Here is a 20,290-nt window from a genome sequence, read left to right on the forward strand (position 1 = left end):
GGCTCGGCTCAGCTTCGGTAGCCCGAATACGCCACAATGGGACCAAATCCATATGGCGGCGCCTAGTCTCTGAGCGCGCCCTGCCCCCCCTTTTCGAGGGTTCGCCTGCCGAGAGTCTCCGCTTAACAACGTGTTTCGCGAACTGTAAGACGGACGGGTGTCGGGTGGTTGGGGGTAAGGCATGGAGCGGCTTCGCCATCGGGCGCAGCGTATGGGCCGCAAGGCGCGCTGGTGCCTGCTCGCCATGGCGACCACGGCGCTTTCGCCGACCGGTCTGACCTGGGCGCAGCCGGCGCCTGCGTCTCAGGCGGGCGTTCCGGGCACCAGCGCTGCGGAAGTGAACCCGTCCAGCCGGATCACGCGCCCGCCGCCGCGCCGTTCGAGCGGCGCATTCACGCCTGAACCGCCCGGCCCCTGCCCGCTCGAAGGCTCCGACGTCCAGGTGACGCTGAATTCGGTGACGTTCCAGGGCGCGACCGCCGTCGGCCCCGACCGGCTGCGTTCGGCCTACGCCGATGTCCTGGGCAAGCCGCAGTCCGTCGCCGTGATCTGCCAGATCCGCGACCGCGCCGCCCGCATCGTCTTCGACTCGGGCGTGCTCGCGCGGGTGGAGATTCCGGAGCAGCGGATCGCCGGCGGCGCGCTGGTGCTGGAGGTGATCGAGGCGCACGTGGTCAACGTCCGCGTCCGCGGCGACGTGGGTCCGGCGCAGGCCGCCGTAGAGCGCTACGCCGAGAAGCTGCGCGGCATGAAGCCGTTCGACATGGCCAAGGCCCAGCGCTACCTGCTGCTGGCCTCGGACGTTCCGGGCATCCGGGCCCGGGCGGCGGTGCGGCCCTCGACCAGCGCCGAGCGCGGCGCGGTCGACATCGACATCACGGTCTCCAAGGAAGGCCCCGACGTCTTCGCCAATGTGCAGAACACCGGCTCCAGGCAGGTGGGCCGCTGGGGCGGCCTCGTGCGCGGCGAGTTCGCCGGCTACACGGAATACGGCGAGTCCACCGCGCTCACGGCCTTCCACACGCTCGATTCGAACGAGCAGTGGCTGGTGCAGATCGCCGAGACGGCCCGCTTCGGCGGCGAGGGCCTGGTGGGGCGCGGTTCGTTCACCTACGGCGAGAGCCGGCCGGGCGATTTCCTCAAGCCGCTGGACCTCAAGAGCAAGTCGGTGGTCGGCAACCTCGAGGCGGCCTACCCGATCATCCGCTCGCGCAGCCAGAACCTGAACGTCGCCGGCGGCTTCGACATCATCGACCAGAAGACCCGCCCGTCCGGCGCGACCCTGCTCAGCCACGACAAGCTGCGCGTCCTCTACGCCCGCCTGGACGGCGACTACCGCACCGAGATCGGCGGCCGCCCGGTGCTGACCAGCGGCGCGGTCAGCCTGCGCAAGGGCCTCGACGTGTTCGGCGCCAGCGACGCCGGCGATCCGCTGCTGACCCGCGCGTTCGGCAAGCCCGAGGCCTGGGTGGTGCGCGCCCAGGGCGGCGGCGACATCGCGCTGACCGACCGGCTGACCGGCCAGGTCCGCATGCAGGCGCAGTACGCCGACAGCCAGTTGATGCCCTACGAGCAGATCTCGCTGGGCGGCCTCACGGTCGGGCGCGGCTACGATCCGGCGGCGCTGCTGGGCGACAAGGGGATCTCCGCGGCGGCCGAATTGCGCTACGGGCCGCTGCAACTGCATCCCAAGGTGGCGGCCGCTCCGTATGCCTTCTTCGACGCCGGCTGGGTCGCCAACAACAACGCCGCGGCGTCGGGCGTGCAGAAGGACAGGAGCCTGAAGTCGATCGGCGCGGGGGTCGTCTTCCGGCTGTTCAGCCGCGCCAACCTCGAAGTAACCTACGCCCATCCACTCGACGCCACCCGGACGGGGGGTACGCGTCCTAGCGACCGTGTGCTGATCCAGCTCACGGCGAGCCTGCTATGATGCGGAAAGAGTAAGCATGCCGACGCTCATCATGTCGCCTCGGACCCGTCGCCGCCTCCTGTTCGCGCGGACGGCGCTCTGCGGCGCGCTCGTCGGCGTCCATGCGCTCACCCCCACCACGTCCTTCGCCCTCCCGGTCGGCGGCATCCCCCAGGTCAACTCCGGCGGCGGCGATCCGACGCTGACGACCGGCGCCGACCGCCTCGACGTCAAGCTGAACGCCTCCAGGACGGTGCTCTCCTGGACCACCTTCAACGTCAGCCCGCAGGAGACCGTCAGCTTCCAGTTCGACGACAGGAGCTGGATCGTCCTGAACAAGGTCACAGGCCTCACCCCCGCCAAGATCGAAGGCGTGGTCGAGGGCAAGGTGGGCTCGGCCTACGGCGGCAACATCTGGTTCTCCTCCCAGAACAGCATCATCTTCGGCAGGGGCGCGCAGGTCGACGCCGGCAGCCTGTTCGCCGTCATCGGCACGCCGAACACCGCCGAGTTCCTGAACCCCGCCAACACCCTCTTCTCGTTCTCCGGCGGCGACGTGCTGCCGAACTCGCGGATCATGGTTCTGTCGAACGCCCGGCTGACGGCGAACGGCGGCATGGTCGCCATGATGGGTCCGACGATCCAGACCCGGGCCAACGCGCTGGTCAGCGCCACCGACGGCAGCGTGCTCTACGGGTCGGCGAAGAACTTCCAGATCCGGCTCGCGCCCGGCGCGGGCGGCGACTTCGACCTGGTGGACTTCATCGTCCCCAACGCCAGCGACGGCGCCGAGAGCCAGGTGGCCATCGACCTGGGCGGCGACACGCGGGGCAACTCGGTGTTCCTGGCGGCGGTCTCCAAATCGGCGATCGGCAGCGCGGTCATCAACCTGGAAGGCATGGTCACGGCCCAGGCGGCCAAGGCCGACGGCGGCGACATCGTCCTCTCGGGCGGGGCGGGCATCACCAACCGCGCCGCCGGGACCACGCTGGACGGCGCGGCGAGCACCGACATCTACCTGAACAAGGCCATCGCCTCGCGCGACCTGCAGATCCGCAACGTGGGCCGCATCTTCGGCCGCCCCTGGGTCCGCCCGCCCGAGGAGACCAGGGATCCGCCGACCATCGCGGACGACAACACCCCGCCGGAATGCGACGACTACTGCGACAACAACAACGGCGGTGGGAACGGAAACGGCAACGGGAACGGGAACGGAAACGGCAATGGGAACGGCAACGGGTTCGGCGGCTTCATCGACGCCGTCGAGTCGGTCGTCCTGGATCGGGCGCTGGTCTCGGCGCTGTTCGACCCGACCGCCATCTCCGCGATCAACGTGGGCCGCGACGCCAGGATCCAGGCCACGGCCTCGATCGAGCTGGGCCGCATCGTCGCCAGCCGCGACGTCACGGTCACGGGTCCCGACGTCAAGGCCAACAGCCTGATCGCCACCGGCGCGCTGACCGCCACCTCCACCCACGGCGACGTCCTGCTCGCGAGCGTCGGCGTGATGCGCGAGGGCGTGATCACCGGCAAGCAGGACGTGAGGATCGACGCCATCTCGGCGCCGACCCGGCTCACGGTCACCTCGGGCCGCGACATCACGATCGGGGACGGAACCTCGTCCGTCGCGGGGGTGATCAACCTGTCGGCGCAGCAGAACGTCACGCTCGACCTGGCCGACGCCAAGGTCGACACCGTCACCGCCGGCGGCAGCGTGAACCTCCGCGGCGGCGCGATCGAGGCCAACACCGTCACCGCCCCGCGCGTCTTCGGCATGGCGCAGAGCCTGAAGCTGGGCACGGTCACCTCCTCGGGCGACGTCTACGTCGTGGCCACCAGCGGCGACGCGATCGTGGGCGCGGCCACCGCCGGCGACGACATCTACGTCATCGCAAACCACGGGACCGCCTCGCTCGGCGACGCGACCCTGACGGGCGCCGCGCCCGACGCGGTGCAGATCGAATTCGTCGGCAACCCCGACACGGCCGGCAACGGCCGCGTGGTGCGGGTCGAGTCCATCGACCTCGACGCCAGGCTGGGCCTGGGTACGGGCGGCGTCACCGGCGCGACACGGGTCGACGTGCGGGCCGGGCGCGACGCCGTGGTCGACGTCCTGCGCGAGACCCCCGGAGCGGTCTCGGTGATCGCCTCGCGCGACGCGACGCTGCGGGCGCCGAGCGTTCGCCTCGACAACGTCTCGGCCGGCCGCGACCTGACGGTGGGCTCCACCACCGGCGACTTCACCCTGGCCAATGCGCTGACGGCGACGCGCAACGTGACGATCACGGCGGCGGGCGCGTTGCGCGTGGCCGACGTGCGCGCCGACTCCGGGTCGGTGTCGTTGGTCGGCGCCACGGTGACCGCCGGCGCGGTCAGCGCCAGCGAGGATCTGACGCTCAGGGCCACCAACGTCGACGGCGCGGTGACCACCACCAGCTACCGCACGGGCCGCGACCTGATCCTGCAGGGTGCGACGCTCAGTCTGGGTTCGGCGATCGCGCCGGTTGCGCGCGATCTTTCCATCACTTCGCTCGGAAACTTCACGTCCTCGACGCCGCTCAGCGCCGGCCGGGACCTCACCCTCGACGTGGCCGGCACGGCCAATGTCGCGGCGCTGACGGCCACCGGAACGCTGCGCATCGTGGCGGGCGACCTGGACCTCACCGGCCTCGTCACCGCCGCCAACGCCCAGATCGAGTCGAAGACCGGCGCGCTCAGGGTCGGCGGCGCGGCGGGCGGCGCGGGCGCGCTGATCCTCGACAACAGCGAGTTCGGCCAGCTCCGGATCGCGGGCGCCCTGCGTTTCCTCGCCGGGTCCACGGCCGGCGGCGCGCGCGGCGATCTGACCCTGCAGACGCTGTCGATCAACCCGGCCAACACGCCGAACGTCGCGTTCCTCGTCGGCTCGAACAACAACGCCCAGGTGACCGGCGCGGTCACGCCGACGGCCAGCGGCGGCATCCTGCGCATCGGCGATGCGACCGACCTCGCCTGGCGTCCGAACTCGATCCTGATCTCGGGCGCGCTGGGCGCCGCCACGTTCAACGGCGGCCAGTACAGCGACATCCGCGCTTTCACCGAGGTGCGGCTGGCGGCCCGCAACGACATCCTGATGGGCTCGCAGCGGTTCATCACCCTGATCCAGGGCACGGCCGTCGGCGACATCGACACCGCGGCCGGCCGGCCCGCGGGGGTCGCGGCCACGGGCGGCGAGGTCAACAAGGTGTTCGTCTCCGCCGGCAAGCTCGAGGTGTCGGCCGAAAACAAGGTGGTGCAGCAGAACACCGCGTCGCTGGGCCTGGGCCAGGCGGTCGGCGTCTTCTTCACCGGCCAGTCGAACCCGGCGCTCATCATCGACCCGCCGAAGGTGGTCGAGCTGTGGGGCGCCTTCTCCGGCGCCAACGGCCAGGTCGTGGGCGGCACGAACGCCGGTACGGGCGTCAGCTTCATCATCGTCGACAACAACGGCGCGCCGGTCAGCAAGCCCGCCGACGCCAACTACCGGTTCAACAGCTGCGACGTCGGCACCCAGAACTGCTCGCCGGCCTTCGTGTCGGGCAATGGCGGCGGCGGCGGCAGTTCGAGCAGCGACAACGTCGTGACCTCGCAGCTCAGCGCCGGCATCCTGGCGGCCCGCGACCAGCTCGGCAGCACGGGTTCGATCTTCGGCGCCGATTCGTCGAACTCGAACGACAAGAAGACTTCGGAAGAGGCCGGCGAGGCGCAGGTCTCGTCCGAGAGCCTGACCGCTCCCAATGTCGTCCTGGGCGTGGCGCCCCCGGCGACCGACGAAATCGTCACCGATCCGGTCACCACCGGCGCCGGCAGCGAAGAGATCTGGCGCCAGCGCAGGCAGCAGAAATGATCGTGAAGCGTCTTCTCCTCGCGCTCTCGGGCGCGCTGATCCTGGCCGCCCCGGCGGGGGCGCAGACCCGGGCCGACCTGATCCCGCTGGGCCAGAGCGCCGCCTCCGGGGCCGTCTGCACCGCCGTGCGCGACTATGACGACCCGGTCGTGCAGGGTCCGGGCCGCCGCGGCTGGAACATCCGCTGCCGCGGCTGGGAGGGCAGCCTCGGGCGGCTCTACACCTTCGAGAAGGGTGACGTCGCGCCGTGGGAAACCGCGCTGACCGGCCGCGCCCAGTGCTCCGACCAGAAGACCGAGACCATCGCCGGCCTCGGCGCCGCGAACCGTCGCGCCTGCCGCAGCGCCCGGGGCAATGCGCCCTACCTCGCCTACACCACCCGGCGCGGCGGCGGCACGTTCACCGCCGAAGGCCCGGCCCAGATCGCCGACGTCCTCGAGACCGGCCTGAAGGTCGTCTCCGGCGCGGCGAAGGCCCCGGCCGTGAACGACGTGCAGACCTCGGCCGCCAGCGCCGAGATCGCGGCCGACTTCGGCGGGGCCACCGGCGGCCTCGCCCGCTCCCAGGCCGCCGCCGCGGCCGACCCGGCGCGCCTGCGCGCCCGCGCCTACGTCCAGAACAACGAGTGGCGCTTCGAACAGGCCGAGACCGACTTCCAGGCCCTCGTCGCCGACGCCGAGGCGCGCCGCGCGCCGCCGGCCGAGATGGGCGAGGCGCTGCTGAACCTGGCGCTGAACGTCTCCAACAACGGCCGCTTCGCCGAAGCCGACCGCCTGTTCCGCGACGCCGACGTGCAGGTGGCCGCCGCCAACGATCCCTTCCTGTCGTCGCAGGCCCGCGTCTACCGCGCGCTGCACCTGCGCAACGCCGGCCGCTTCGCCGAGGCGGCGCAGGCCGCGCAGGCCGCGCTCCGCGCCAGCGAGCAGGTCCGCGCCTCGCAGGGCCTGGGCGCCACCGGCCCGCAGGCCACCGCGGCGGCCGACGGGACCGTCGCCATCGGCGGCGATCTCTCCACGGCGCTCAACAGCCGGCCGGCCGGCCGCGACGTGCTGGGCGGCTCCAAGGTGTCGCTCTCGGACCGCCTCGTGGTGCAGGACGCCCAGGCGCTCGAGGTGGCGGGCTCGTCGCTCGCCGCCCAGGGCGACGCCGCGGGCGGCCGCGAGGCGCTGCTGCGCGCCCAGCGCCTGCTGACTAACGCCGAGGTCAACGGCGCGTTGAACGTCTGGCTCCACGCCCGCATCGAGGCCGACCTGGCCGAGATCGACATGGACCAGGGCCAGCCGGCCGCGGCCATCGCCAAGTACCAGGCCGCCGTCCGCACCATCCGCCTGCGCCATGCCGGCACGGCCGCGGAGGGCGGCCTGTTGCTGGACCTCGGCCGCGCTCAGATCGCCGCCGACCAGGACGGCGCCGCGCTGGACACCTACGCCCGCGCCTTCGAGCTGTTCCAGGCCCAGCGCGGCGCGCTCGGCGCCTCGGCCGACGACGCGGCCCCCTACTTCGATCTCCTGATCAAGCGGATCGGCAGCGATCCCGGCAACGCGGGCGACTACAAGGCCCGCTTCTTCTCGGCGGCGGCGAGCGTGGTCTCGAACGCCACGGCCCAGACGGTCTCGAAGCTCGCCGCCCGCGTCGCCTCGGGGGACAGCGCCACCACCGGCCTCGTCCGCGCGCTCGATGACACCCGCCGCGAGCTGCGCGCCGCAGAAGCCCAGGCCGCCCAGCTCCAGGCCGCCAACGCGTATGCCGGCGCCGAGCGGACCGACATCGAGACCCGGCTGAAGACCCTGCAGGCCCAGGCCGACGGCCTCGAAGCCCAGTTGCTCTCGGCCAACCCCCGCTACTCGCAGCTCGTCTCCTCGACCGCCACCCTCGCCGACCTGCAGAAGGCGCTGGGCCCCGACGAGGTCTACGTGAAGGTGCTGACGCTCAACACCAGGAGCTACGGCATGTTCGTGTCGAAGACCGACGCCAAGGCCTACGCCATCGACGCCAGCCGCGGCGCGATCGCCGCCGACGTGCGCCGCCTGCGTTCGGTGTTCGAGGACGACGAGAGCCTGCCGCCCTTCGACGTGGCCCGCTCGTACGGCCTCTACAAGCAGTTGTTCGGCCCGGTCGCGACCGAGGTCGCCGCCGCCAGGCACCTGATCTACGAACCCGACGGCGCGCTGATCTCGCTGCCGGTGGCCACCATGGTCACCGCCGACCCCGCCGCCCTGGTGGCCCAGGCCGGCGCCGGCAAGGACGTCGACTACCGCAAGGTCGCCTGGCTCGGCGCCAAGACCGACTCGGCCCTGGTGCTCTCGGCCGCCAGCTTCCTGCAATCGCGGGCGTTCGCGCCGTCGCGGGCCAAGCAGAGCTTCCTGGCCTTCGCCGACCCCACGACGCCGATGAAGAGCGACCCGAACGCCTATTCCTCGGTGGTCCGCCGCTCGGTCAGCCTGCGCAGCACCTCCAGCCGCGACAACGCCTCGAACGTCTGCGAGAGCACGCGACTGGCGCTGCTGCAGATGCCGCCCCTGCCCGACACGGCCGACGAGGTCCGTGCGGTGGCCGCCAGCGTCGGCGGCGCCTCGCCCAACGACATCATCATCGGCGCGCCGTTCACCGACAACGCCGTGAAGGCCCGCACCGACCTGGCGGACTACAAGGTCCTCTACTTCGCCACGCACGGCCTCCTGCCGCAGCCGTCGGCCTGCCTGCCCGAGCCGGCGCTGATGACCTCGGTCGGCATGGACGGCTCGGACGGCCTGCTCGACACCAGCGAGATCCTCGACCTGAAGCTCGACGCCGATCTGGTCGTGCTTTCGGCCTGCGACACCGGCGGCGCCGGCGGCGACTCCTCGACCACCGGCCTGCAGGGCGGCGGCGAGGCGCTTGGCGGCCTGACGCGCGCGGTCATCTACGCCGGCGGGCGCAGCCTGATCGTGTCGCACTGGTCGGTGGACTCGGTGGCGACGGTGCGGCTGATGACCGGCATGTTCTCGGCCGGCTCCCCCAGCAAGGCCGAGGCGCTGATGGTCTCCCAGCGGGCGCTGCAGCAGAACGATCAGTTCTCGCACCCCTACTTCTGGGCGCCCTTCACGATCGTCGGCGACGGCTCCAAGCCGCTGCCGGCGGCCGCGTCGTCGACCCGCACGGCCTCCGCGAACTAGCAGGCGGCGGTCGCGCCGGCCGCCCCGAAGGCTCGCATGGCCAACGCCGCGATCCAGCTCAACACCGAGCCCTACGACGCCTCGATCGCGCGGCCGATGGGGCGCAACTCGGCCGGCGAAGGATTCCTGCGCGGATTCCTCGCCCACGCCCAGGTCGACCGCTTCCACTTCTGGAACGTCCACGACCAGTCGCGCGACGAGCTCGACGCCCTGCTGGAGCGGCTGGGGCCGGTCGACAAGCCGGTCACCTGGATCCCGAAGGCCGAGCGCGGGCTGCTGGCCGACGCCGGCGCGCTCTACATCCCCAGCCCCGAGATGAAGGACGAGGCCTGGGCGCGGCGCGCCCTGGGGGGCCACGCCTATTCGATCACCGGCGTCACCCACACGATCGCCGAGACCTACATCATGGACGAGATCGCGGGCCTGCTGTCGGCCCCGCTGGAGCCCTGGGACGCGCTGGTCTGTACGTCCGACCCCGGCCGCAAGGCGGTCGAGTCGCTGCTGGAGGGCGTCGCGGCCTACTACCAGGAGCGGTTCGGCGCGACGCGCATCCCGCCGGCGCAACTGGTGACCATCCCGCTCGGCGTCCATGCCGACGACTTCCGGCTCGACCCCGATGCACGCCGCCGCTGGCGGGCCGCCCTCGACATCCCCGAGGACGCGCCGGCGGCCCTGCACCTCGGCCGCTTCAGCCTGACCACCAAGATGCATCCCGGCCCGATGGGCGTGGCCCTGGCCGAGACGGCGCGGCGCCTGGGGCGGCCCGTCTACTTCATCCTCTTCGGCGGCGCCCGGCGCGAGGAGGACCAGGAGGCGTTCCTGGCCGCAGCGGCCGCGCTCGCCGACGACGGCGTGATCCTGAAGTCCGTGGGCGACACCTCGGCCACCACGCGCGACGAGATCGTCTCGGCCGCCGACGTCTTCCTGTCCCTCAGCGACAACATCCAGGAGACCTTCGGCCTGACGCCGCTGGAGGCGATGGCGGCGGGCCTGCCCTGCGTGGTCAGCGACTGGGACGGCTACAAGGACACCGTGCGCCACGGAGTGGACGGCTTCCGGGTGCGTACGCTGGCGCCGCGGCCGGGCCTGGGTTCGGACCTCGTCTACGCCTACGCCCAGCGGATGATGAACTACGACAGCTATGCGGGCTCGACCGCCCTCTTCACCGCGCCCGACGTCGGCGAGGCGGCCGACGCGCTGAGCGCGCTGTTCGCCGACCCGGACCTGCGCGCCCGCATGGGCGCGGCGGGCCGGCGGCGGGCGCGCGAGGTGTTCGACTGGCGCGTCGTGATCCGCCAGTACCAGGCGCTGTGGGCCGAACTCGCGCGCCGCCGCGCGGCCGCGCCGGAGCAGGCCCCCGCCGACAATCCCTTCCGCCCCGATCCCTTCAAGATGTTCGCCGCCTATCCCAGCGGGGCGCTGTCGCCCCGCACGGAAGTCTCGCTCGCCCGCCCGTTCTCCGAAGACGAAGCCGCCGACCGTCTGCTGCGCCCGCACGTGCGCAACCCGGCCGCGCGCCTGCCCACCGTGGATGAATCCGTGACCCTGCTCGCCGTTCTGGCCGAGCGGCCGCTGACCGTTGGCGCGATCCTTGCTGAGACTCCGCCCGAACGCCGTCCCTTCATCGAAAGGGGAATCCTGTGGCTCGCGAAGTTCGGCTTCTTGCGTCTACGCGACTAAACGCCGCGTACAAAGTCACGCAAGGAGCCGGTTCATGTACCGTTCAGGGCCTCGATGTGGTACTCGAATGGTCTGCGCACCATCGATCCAGACTGTCGTACGGGGGTGAATACCATGCGTAAACTCGTGATTGCAGTGGCCTTCTCGCTCGCCTTCGGCGGCGTTGCCGTGGCCAGCGACTACATCGTCGTGAATTCGAGCGACCCGGCCATCAAGCGTGGCCAGGCCTTCGACGCGGGCGCCAAGGTGGCCCTCGGCGCCGGCAAGTCGATCACGCTCATGCGCGCTTCGGGCGAGCTGGTCACGGTCCGCGGCGCCGCCGCGGGCGCCACCATTCCCGGCGCGAAGCTCGCCGCCGCCGACGCGGCCCGCTTCGAAGCCATCCGCTCGCTGGTCCAACCGCCGCCGGAAGGCCGCACCTTCGGGGCGCGTCGCGGCGGCATCTGCCCGGCGGTGGAAAGCCTCGTCAGCCTGGACGACATCGTCCGCACCGCCGAGACCAGCGGCTGCAAGACCGTCGCCCGCCAGGCGCTCGACGCCTACCTGACCAAGAACGGCGCGGCGCCCGAGACGCAACAGAACTAGGGGCGCAAGCCCGTCAGAGGACCGACACACCCTCCGATACGACGTGAAGGGCCGGCCGGGGCGACCCCGCCGGCCCTTTTTCGCGCCCGGCGCTTTTTCGCGAGCGGGCACTTTCACTTTGGCGCGGAGACCACTAGGTTCCGCGCCGCTTCGCCCGGGCGTCCCACTTCGGACCCTCGCGTCGAGGGCCGGTAGCTCAGTGGTAGAGCATTCGACTTTTAATCGAATGGTCCTGGGTTCGACCCCCAGCCGGCCTACCATTTCCGCGGGCGCACGGTGCTGCGGCCTTAACAGCGGCCCGGCGCGGCGCCATGTTGGCCCCATGCGCAGGACCGTTCTCACGCTGATCGTCGCCGCCGCGCTCGGCGGGGCGCTCGCCGCCCCGGTCGCGGACGCGCAGACGAAGAAGACCGCCGCGGCGAAGGCGCCGGCGAAGGCCAAGCCCAAGCCGAAGCCCAAGATCGTCGAGCCGCCGCCGCCCGAGTATGTCCCGCAGGAGCGGATGAAGACGTCGGACGACGTGAAGCGCAGCGGCGTCGAAGGCGCGGCCACCACGCCGCTCCGCGACCTGGGCGTCCAGAAGACCGAGATTCCGGAGGTGTTGCTGGCGGCGATGACCGACCCCTACGCCCGCCCGCCCAGGAACTACGGCTGCAACTACCTCATCGCCCTGGTGAAGCCGCTGGACGACGTCCTGGGCCCCGACGTCGACCTGACGCCCGTGGGCGACGAGAACATCGTCAACCGGGGCAAGGCGCTGGGCGTCGCCGCCGACGTGGCCTCCAGCGCGCTCATCCCGTTCCGCGGCGTGGTGCGCAAGGTCTCGGGCGCCGAGGCGCACGACCGGCTGGTGCAGTCGGCCTACGTCGCCGGGAGCGTGCGGCGCGCCTACCTGAAGGGCCTGGGCGAGGCCAAGGGCTGCAATCCGCCCGCGACCCCCAGCCATGAGCGCGCCGGCTCCGAGCCCGCCGAGGACAAGCGCCGGATCCCTATGCCGAAATATCCGACCCGGACGTCTGACGAGCCGCAAACGACCGGCGAAACGCCTCCATCCGCCCGTCAGAAATAGCGGCCCGCAGCTCGGCCATCAGGGCCTGGAAGAAGGCCAGGTTGTGCCAGGACAGCAGCACCTGCCCCAGGATCTCGTTCGCCTTCACCAAGTGGTGCAGGTAGGCCTTCGAGTAGTCCCGGCTGGCCGAGACCTCGCTCGCGGCGTCCAGCGGCGCCTCGTCCTCGGCGAAGCGGGCGTTCTTCAGGTTGATGGGGCCGTCCCAGGTCCAGGCCTGGCCGTGGCGGCCTGAGCGGGTGGGCAGCACGCAGTCGAACATGTCCACGCCCCGGGCCACCGCCTCGACGATGTCGATGGGCTTGCCGACGCCCATCAGGTAGCGCGGCCGGTCGGCCGGCAGCATCGCGGGCGCGAAGTCGAGCACTTCGACCATGGCCTGGTGCCCCTCCCCCACCGCCAGGCCGCCGATGGCGTAGCCGTCGAAGCCCGTCTCCAGCATCCGCTCCGCGCTTTCGCGGCGCAGCGCCTCGTCGACGCCGCCCTGCTGGATGCCGAACAGCGCCTGCGTATCGCGCGTCCCGAACGCCGCCTTCGAACGCTCGCCCCAGCGGGCCGAGCGGCGCATGGCCTCGGCGGCCTTCCCGGGCGTGGCCGGCAGCGCCACCAGCTCGTCCAGTTGCATGACGATGTCCGCCCCCAGCAGGTCGGCCTGGATCTCCATCGATCGCTCGGGCGAAAGCGTGTGGCGGCTGCCGTCCAGGTGGCTCTGGAAGGTCACGGCATCCTCGGTGACCTTGGATATCTTCGAGAGCGACATGACCTGGAAGCCGCCCGAGTCCGTCAGGATGGGCTTCTCCCAGCGCATGAACCGGTGCAGCCCGCCCAGGCGGCGCACGCGCTCGGCCGTCGGCCGCAGCATCAGGTGGTAGGTGTTGCCGAGCAGGATGTCGGCGCCGGTCGCGGCCACCTGCTCGACGGTCAGCGCCTTCACCGTGCCCGCGGTGCCCACCGGCATGAAGGCGGGCGTGCGGATCTCGCCGCGGGGCGTCGCGAGCACGCCGGCCCGGGCCTTGCCGTCCGTCGCGCCGATCGTGAAGGGGAACGCGGCCATCAGGCGGCCCTCCAGAGCAGGCTGGCGTCGCCGTAGGAGTAGAACCGATAGCCGGTCTCGACCGCGTGGGCGTAGGCCGCCCGCATCGTCTCCAGGCCCGCGAAGGCCGAGACCAGCATGAACAGCGTCGACTTCGGCAGGTGGAAGTTGGTCATCAGCCCGTCCGCGGCGCGGAACCGGTAGCCGGGCGTGATGAAGATCGCCGTCTCCGCCTGGAACGGCCGCACCACGCCGTCCTCGCCGGTCGCGCTCTCCAGCAGCCGAAGCGAGGTCGTGCCGACGCAAACGATCCGGCCGCCGGCGGCGCGGGCGGCGTTCAGGCGCTCGGCGGTCGCGGCGTCCACCTCGCCCCACTCGGCATGCATGCGGTGCTCGGCCAGGTTCTCGGTCTTCACCGGCAGGAAGGTGCCGGCGCCCACGTGCAGCGTCACCTGTTCGACGGTGACGCCAGTCGCCTTGAGGCGCTCCAGCAGTTCCGGCGTGAAGTGGAGGCCGGCAGTGGGCGCGGCGACCGAGCCCTCCTCGTCGGCGTAGACGGTCTGGTAGTCGGCGCGGTCCTGCGCGTCCTCGCCTCGCTTGGCGGCGATGTAGGGCGGCAGCGGCATCATCCCGCGCTCGGCGATGGCGGCCATCAGGTCGGGGCCCGCCAGGTCGAAGGCGAGCGTGACCTCGCCGCCCTCGCCCTTCTCGCGCACCGTCGCGTCGAGGGCGCCCAGAAGGCACGCCCGATCGCCGGCCTCGCCGAAGACGATGCGGTCGCCCGCGGCGAGCTTCTTCCCGGGCCGCATGAAGGCGGTCCAGACGTGGCCGGACGTCTGCCGGTGCAGCGTGGCCTCGACCGCGATCCGGCTCTCGCCACGCACGCGATGGCCCTTGAGCCGGGCCGGGATCACGCGGGTGTCGTTGACCACCAGGACGTCGCCGGCGCGCAGCAGGCCCGGCAGGTCGCGGACGTGGAGGTCGCGCAGCGGCCGGGCCGGTTCGACCAGCAGCAGGCGCGCGGAATCCCGCGGGTTCGCGGGGCGAAGCGCGATCCGGTCCTCCGGCAGGTGGAAATCGAAGTCGGCAAGCTGCATGAAGGGCGAGGTGAAGGCCACGCGGGGCGCCTCACGTCAAGCTTGGGGGCGAGATGCGCGGGTTCGTCGGCGGGGTGAACGTCGTCATCGCCGGGCTCGTCGTCGCCGCGGCGCTCGCGGCGGGCGGCGGGCTCCTGGCCGGCATGGTCCCGTCGTTCGACGTCCTGACCCACCTCGCGCCGGTCTACGGCGTGGTGGGCCTCCTGGGGCTCGTCTGGGCGGTCCTGGCGGGGCGCGGACCCGTGGCCGCCGCGGCGCTCCTGGCGGCCGTCGCCAGCGCGGCGCTGATCCTGCCCGAGGTGCGGCGCGACACCGGACCCGCCGCGCCGCCGGATGCGGCGGGGCAGGTCAAGGTGATCCAGATCAACGCGCTGCGGACCAACGCCGACGTGCGCCGGGTCGCCGACTGGCTGATCGCCCAGCGCCCGGACTTCGTCATGATCGCCGAGGCCCGCCCCGACCTGCGTGACGCGCTGCGCGCGGCCGGGTGGAAGACCGCCGGCGCCGGCGGCGCGCAGATGATCTTCACGCGGGAGCGCTACCTGGTGATGCACCGCCCGGCGCGGCGGGCCGGCGCGCTCACCTTCGTCAACGCCACCTACGCCACCGCCTCGGGGCCCGTCGAGGCGCTGACCACGCACGTGGGCTGGCCGACACACCGCACGGTCGGCGCCGAACTGGCGCGGCTGGAGGAGGTGGTGGGCCAGCTCCCGCGCGAGCGGATGATCCTGGCCGGCGACTTCAACGCCGCGGGCTGGTCGCGCGAGATGCGACGGCTCGACCGCAGCCTCGGCCTCATCCGCCGCGACCGCGCGGCGGCGACCTGGCCCGCGGAGGTGCTGGGCATGCCCTGGCCCCTGCCCTTCGCGCCGATCGACCACATCTACGCCGGACCCGGCTGGGCGACGGTGAAGGTCGAGCGGGGGCCGTGGGTGGGCTCGGACCACTATCCGCTGGTCGTCACCCTGGCGCCCGTCGCGCCGCCCTGACCGCCTCAGCCGGCGTCGGCGGCCACCTTCATCGAGACGATCTTGCCGGGGCTGCGCGGCGGCTCGCCGACCGGCAGCGCGTCGACGTGCTCCATGCCGTCGGTCACCTCGCCCCAGACGGTGTACTGGCCGTCGAGGAACTTGGCGTCGGCGTTGCAGATGAAGAACTGGCTGTTGGCCGAGTTCGGGTTGGCGGTGCGCGCCATCGAGCAGGCGCCCTTCACGTGCGGCTGCCTGGAGAACTCGGCCGGCAGGTCCGGCTTGTCCGAGCCGCCCATGCCCGAGCCGGTCGGGTCGCCGCCCTGGGCCATGAAGCCCGGGATGACGCGGTGGAAGACCACGCCGTCGTAGAAGCCCTCGCGCGCCAGCTCCTTGATGCGCTCGACGTGCTTCGGCGCCAGGTCCGGGCGGAGCTTGATCGTCACGGGGCCGCCTTCCAGCTCCATGATCAGGGTGTTCTCGGCGTCCATCATTTCACCTCGACTGGGATGTTCACGTCACAGGCCGTGAAGTTCGCGCCGCCGGCCGCGATGGCCCGCGCGATCTCGGCCTTGAACCAGGCGCCGGCCGGATCGATCACGCGGATCTTCGGCCGTTCGTTCTCGGGGATATCGCTCAGGATGCGCACACGTTCCATGCGGTCCTGCGGATCGGGCACCGGCTCGCCGACCTTGATCGCCGTCACCACGTCCTGGCCCGAGATCACGCGGCCGAAGGCGGTGTAGCGGCGCTCCAGCTTCGGGAAGGCGGCGCGCATCAGGAAGAACTGGCTGTTGGCGCTGTTCTCGTCCTCGCCGCGGGCGGCGCCGGCCACGCCGGGGCAATAGAGGACGTAGCCGTTGACCTTCCCGTCGCGGGTCATGGGGGCCAGCATCATCGACTGGGTCGAGACCGGCACGGACTTGATGAAGCCCACCTCGGCGACGCTCTGGTCCTGCGCCATCGTGAAGGGCAGGTCCGCGCCGCGGCGGAACAGGAACTCGGCCTTCAGCTCGGGCTTGGTCGAGCCGCCGGTGCCGCGGTTCTCCGGGTCGCCGGTCTGGTCCATGAAGTCCTCGATCACCCGGAAGAAGGTGTGACCGTCGTAGAAGTGCTCCCTGGCCAGCTCGCGGACGCGGGCGGTGAACAGCGGCGCGACCTCCGGCACGAGCTCGACGATGATCCGGCCCTTGTTGGTGTCGATGACGACGACGTCGTCGGGGTTCGGCGTGCGCCAGTCGGCGGCCGTGGGGCCGGCCGCCTTCGCCGGCGCAGGCGGCGCGGCGGGCTTCTTCTGGGCCGTGGCGGGCAGGGCCAGGGCCAGCGCCAGCGCGGCGGCCGAAGCGAGGGTCGCGAACTTCATGGCGTTCTCGTAGCGGCCGATTGGGGCGACGGCTAGGCCCGGCCCACCTTCTCCAGCAACCGATCCTTCACGGCCGGGCTGACGAACTTGTCGATCTCACCGCCGAGCTGGGCGATTTCCTTGACCAGCTTCGAGGCGATCGCCAGGTGGCGCGGATCGGCCATGAAGAAGACCGTCTCGATCTCGCGGTCGAGCTGCTGGTTCATGGCGGTCATCTGGAACTCGAACTCGAAGTCGGCGACGGCGCGCAGGCCCCGGACGATGACGCTGGCGCCCAGCTCGCGGGCGAAGTGCATCGTCAGGCCCTCGTAGGGCTGCACCACGATCTCGGTCTTCGCACGCAGCGGCGCGACCGCCTGTTCGACGATGGCGACGCGTTCCTCGAGCGAGAACAGCGGGCCCTTGCCGGCATTGATCGCCACGCCGATCACGAGCCGGTCCACCAGCTTCGCGGCCCGCCCCATGATGTCGAGGTGGCCGTTATGGATGGGATCGAACGTGCCCGGATAGAAACCGACGCGGGTCATGCGCTTTCAGGTCCCCCAACTCGACCTTCGCCCTTTCGCCGCAGTGCAGCGATCTGGCAAGGGGGAATCTGCGTTCCGCGGGGTGACCCTCATTCGGCCGCAGGCCCGTCGCCGCCGGCTTCCGGCGCGCCGCCGCCCGCCTCGTCCGCGCCGCCTTCGGGCCCGGCCTCGGCGCCCGCCTCGTCGTCCTCGCCGGTGTCGGCGAGGCGTTCGACCGAGACCACGTGCTCGTCGGCGCTGGTGCGGAAGATGATCACGCCCGAGGTGTTGCGGCCCACCATGCGGACCTGGCGGACCGGGGTGCGGATGAGCTGGCCCTGGTCGGTGACCAGCAGGATCTGGTCGCCTTCGTCCACCGGGAACGAGGCGGCCAGCCTGCCGCCCCGCTTGCTGAGGTCCTGGGCCTGCAGGCCCTGGCCGCCGCGGCCCGTGCGGCGGAACTCGTAGGCCGAGCTGCGCTTGCCGTAGCCCTCGGTGGAGACGGTGAGGATGATCTCCTCGGCCGCGCCCAGCTCGGCGATCCGCTCGGGCGAGAGCGCCGCGTCGGCGACGGCTTCGTCCTCGTCGTCCGGGGCGGCGGCCTCCTCGACGTCGTCGCCCTCGCCCAGCGCGGCCTTGGCCATGGCGCGGGCGTGCCGGACGTAGGCGGCCCGTTCCTCGGGCGTGGCGGCCACGGCGCGCAGGATGGCCATGGAGATGACGCTGTCGCCCTCGGCGAGGCGGATGCCGCGCACGCCGGTGGAGTCGCGGCCGGCGAACACCCGGACGTCCTCGACCTTGAAGCGGATGCAGCGGCCGAGCGCGGTGGTCAGCAGCACGTCGTTGACCTCGGCGTTACAGACCGCGACGCCGATGATGGCGTCGCCGTCATCCAGCTTCATGGCGATCTTGCCGTTGCGCTTGATGCCGATGAAGTCGCTGAGCTTGTTGCGCCGCACCCCGCCCGAGCGGGTGGCGAACATCACGTCGAACTGGCCCCAGGTCGCCTCGTCCTCGGGCAGCGGCAGGATCGAGGTGATGCTCTCGCCGGGCTCGATCGGCAGCAGGTTGACCCAGGCCTTGCCGCGCGAGGTGGGCGTGCCGACGGGCAGGCGCCACACCTTGAGCTGGAACGCCTTGCCGCCCGAGGAGAAGAACAGCATCGGCGTGTGGGTGTTGGCCGAGAACACGCGGGTGACGGCGTCCTCGTCCTTGGTCGCCATGCCCGAGCGGCCCTTCCCGCCCCGGTGCTGGGTCCGGTAGATCGCCAGCGGCGTGCGCTTGACGTAGCCGCCGTGGGTCACGGTGATGACCATGTCCTCGCGGACGATCAGGTCCTCGTCCTCGACGTCGGCGTCGCCCTCGACGATCTCGGTGCGGCGCGGCACGGCGAACTGCTCGCGCACCTCGACCAGCTCCTCGCGGACGATGGCCATGACGCGTTCGCGCGACGCCAGGATCTCCAGGTGGCCGCGGATGACGCCGGACAGGTCCCCCGCCTCGGCGAAGATCTCCTCGCGGCCGAGGCCGGTGAGGCGCGACAGCGTCAGGGCCAGGATGGCGCGGGCCTGCTCGTCGGTCAGGCGGATGTGGTCGTCCTCGACGATGACGGTGCGCGGGTCGGCGATCAGCTCGACCAGGGGCATCATGTCGCCGGTCGGCCAGGCCTTGGCGACCAGCCGCTCGCGGGCCTCGGTCGGGTCCTTGGACGAGCGGATGATGTGGATGAACTCGTCGATGTTGGCGACCGCGATGGCGAGGCCGACCAGCACGTGGCCGCGGTCGCGGGCCTTGTTCAGCTCGAACTTGATGCGGCGGACGACGACCTCTTCGCGGAAGTCCACGAAGGCGGTGATCATCTCGCGCAGGCCCATCTGCTCGGGCCGGCCGCGGTTCAGCGCCAGCATGTTGACCCCGAACGAGGTCTGCAGCGGCGTGAAGCGGTAGAGCTGGTTCAGGATCACGTCGGGCGAGGCGTCGCGCTTCACCTCGATGACGATGCGGATGCCGTGGCGGTCGCTCTCGTCGCGCAGGTCGGTGACGCCCTCGACCCGCTTCTCGCGCACCAGCTCGGCGATGCGCTCGACCAGCGCCGACTTGTTGAGCTGGTAGGGGATGGAGGTGATGATGATCGCCTCGCGGTCCTTGCGCAGCTCCTCGATCCGGTGCTCGCCGCGCATGATCACCGAGCCGCGGCCGGTCATCAGGGCCTGGCGCGCGCCGGTGCGGCCGATGATCTGGCCGCCGGTCGGGAAGTCGGGGCCGGGCACGATGTCGAGCAGCTCGTCCAGCCCGATCTCCGGGTTGTCGACATAGGCGAGGCAGGCGTCGACCACTTCGCCCAGGTTGTGCGGCGGAATGTTGGTGGCCATGCCGACGGCGATGCCGCCCGCGCCGTTCACCAGCAGGTTGGGGATGCGCGAGGGGAGCACGATCGGCTCCTGCTCGGAGCCGTCGTAGTTGTCCTTGAAGTCGACGGTGTCCTTGTCGAGGTCGGCCAGGATCGCCATGGCCGCCCGCGTCATGCGGCTCTCGGTGTAGCGCATGGCCGCCGGGGGGTCGTTGTCGACCGAGCCGAAGTTCCCCTGCCCGTCGATCAGCAGCAGGCTCATCGAGAACGGCTGCGCCAGGCGCACCAGGGTGTCGTAGATCGCGACGTCGCCGTGCGGGTGGTACTTGCCCATCACGTCGCCGACGATGCGGGCCGACTTCACATAGCTGCGGTCGGGCGTGTGGTTGTTCTCGCTCATCGAGAACAGGATGCGGCGGTGGACCGGCTTCAGCCCGTCGCGCACGTCGGGCAGCGCGCGGCTGACGATCACGCTCATGGCGTAGTCGAGGTACGAGCGCTTCAGCTCGTCCTCGATGGCGATAGGGGCGATGCCCCCGGGCGTGTGCTCGGGAGGCGGAGGGAGGCTGTCGTCGGTCAAGGGGGAGAAACGCCGTTCGAATCGTGGGGCTTATGTAGGTGTTCCTGTTAGCACCCTGAAGGGCCAGGGGCCACCTCGCGCAGGCGCACGCACGCGCACACGCGTACGCGCGCGAAGCTTCGACAGCGTGGGG

13 protein-coding genes and 1 tRNA gene are annotated in these 20,290 nt (G+C 71.5%); 8 read left to right on the forward strand and 6 right to left on the reverse strand.

Going from position 1 to position 20,290, the window contains the following annotated elements; translation table 11 throughout:
- Positions 1–211: 211 nt before the first annotated feature.
- The 7 genes from KF737_RS02430 (at position 212) to KF737_RS02460 (ending at position 12,263) form a co-directional block, all read left to right on the forward strand.
- Positions 212–1,930, forward strand: coding sequence for a ShlB/FhaC/HecB family hemolysin secretion/activation protein (locus KF737_RS02430; protein ID WP_296449984.1), 1,719 nt, complete (start codon positions 212–214; stop codon positions 1,928–1,930).
- Positions 1,931–1,946: 16 nt separating this feature from the next.
- Positions 1,947–5,774, forward strand: a complete 3,828-nt coding sequence (locus tag KF737_RS02435; protein WP_296449986.1) for a filamentous hemagglutinin N-terminal domain-containing protein — start codon at positions 1,947–1,949, stop codon at positions 5,772–5,774.
- Positions 5,775–5,776: 2 nt separating this feature from the next.
- A complete protein-coding gene (locus tag KF737_RS02440) occupies positions 5,777–8,929 on the forward strand; it encodes a CHAT domain-containing protein (protein WP_296449989.1) in 3,153 nt (1,050 codons plus the stop codon).
- A 36-nt stretch (positions 8,930–8,965) separates the two neighbouring features.
- Positions 8,966–10,609: a glycosyltransferase family 4 protein gene (locus KF737_RS02445; RefSeq protein WP_296449990.1), complete on the forward strand. Its 1,644-nt coding sequence runs from the start codon at positions 8,966–8,968 to the stop codon at positions 10,607–10,609.
- Positions 10,610–10,723: 114 nt separating this feature from the next.
- On the forward strand, positions 10,724–11,194 hold the full coding sequence (locus KF737_RS02450; RefSeq protein WP_296449992.1) for a hypothetical protein: 471 nt from the start codon (positions 10,724–10,726) through the stop codon (positions 11,192–11,194).
- A gap of 185 nt (positions 11,195–11,379) precedes the next feature.
- Positions 11,380–11,454 (forward strand) — tRNA-Lys (locus KF737_RS02455).
- 62 nt (positions 11,455–11,516) lie between these two features.
- A complete protein-coding gene (locus KF737_RS02460) occupies positions 11,517–12,263 on the forward strand; it encodes a hypothetical protein (RefSeq protein ID WP_296449994.1) in 747 nt (248 codons plus the stop codon).
- On the opposite strand, the gene tgt is transcribed toward KF737_RS02460, so the two are convergent.
- Complete coding sequence (gene tgt / locus KF737_RS02465) at positions 12,184–13,314, reverse strand: tRNA guanosine(34) transglycosylase Tgt (RefSeq protein WP_296449996.1); 1,131 nt, start codon at positions 13,312–13,314, stop codon at positions 12,184–12,186. The two genes, KF737_RS02460 and tgt, sit on opposite strands and share 80 nt — an antisense overlap.
- Positions 13,314–14,390: a tRNA preQ1(34) S-adenosylmethionine ribosyltransferase-isomerase QueA gene (queA, locus tag KF737_RS02470; RefSeq protein ID WP_296450019.1), complete on the reverse strand. Its 1,077-nt coding sequence runs from the start codon at positions 14,388–14,390 to the stop codon at positions 13,314–13,316. The genes tgt and queA overlap by 1 nt, the downstream gene beginning before the upstream one ends.
- Positions 14,391–14,443: 53 nt before the next feature.
- On the opposite strand from queA, the gene KF737_RS02475 reads away from it, so the two are divergent.
- Entirely contained in the window at positions 14,444–15,379 is a 936-nt protein-coding gene (locus KF737_RS02475) for an endonuclease/exonuclease/phosphatase family protein (protein ID WP_296449997.1), read from the forward strand.
- 5 nt (positions 15,380–15,384) lie between these two features.
- Here the strand turns inward: KF737_RS02475 and KF737_RS02480 are convergent, their stop codons facing one another.
- The 4 genes from KF737_RS02480 to gyrA all read right to left on the reverse strand — a co-directional run bounded on the left by KF737_RS02480 (position 15,385) and on the right by gyrA (position 20,157).
- On the reverse strand, positions 15,385–15,852 hold the full coding sequence (locus KF737_RS02480; protein ID WP_296449999.1) for a peptidylprolyl isomerase: 468 nt from the start codon (positions 15,850–15,852) through the stop codon (positions 15,385–15,387).
- The gene (locus KF737_RS02485) at positions 15,849–16,721 is read right to left on the reverse strand and encodes a peptidylprolyl isomerase (RefSeq protein WP_296450001.1); all 873 of its coding nucleotides are present in this window, start codon (positions 16,719–16,721) and stop codon (positions 15,849–15,851) included. The genes KF737_RS02480 and KF737_RS02485 overlap by 4 nt, the downstream gene beginning before the upstream one ends.
- Positions 16,722–16,753: 32 nt before the next feature.
- Positions 16,754–17,248 carry a pantetheine-phosphate adenylyltransferase gene (coaD, locus tag KF737_RS02490; protein WP_296450003.1) on the reverse strand — a complete coding sequence of 165 codons (495 nt, stop codon included), beginning with the start codon at positions 17,246–17,248 and terminating at the stop codon, positions 16,754–16,756.
- Positions 17,249–17,337: 89 nt separating this feature from the next.
- A complete protein-coding gene (gyrA, locus tag KF737_RS02495; protein ID WP_296450005.1) occupies positions 17,338–20,157 on the reverse strand; it encodes a DNA gyrase subunit A in 2,820 nt (939 codons plus the stop codon).
- Between the last annotated feature and the right edge of the window lie 133 nt (positions 20,158–20,290).

Origin of the sequence: Phenylobacterium sp. (genome assembly GCF_019636135.1) — a bacterium.
Lineage (GTDB): Bacteria > Pseudomonadota > Alphaproteobacteria > Caulobacterales > Caulobacteraceae > Phenylobacterium.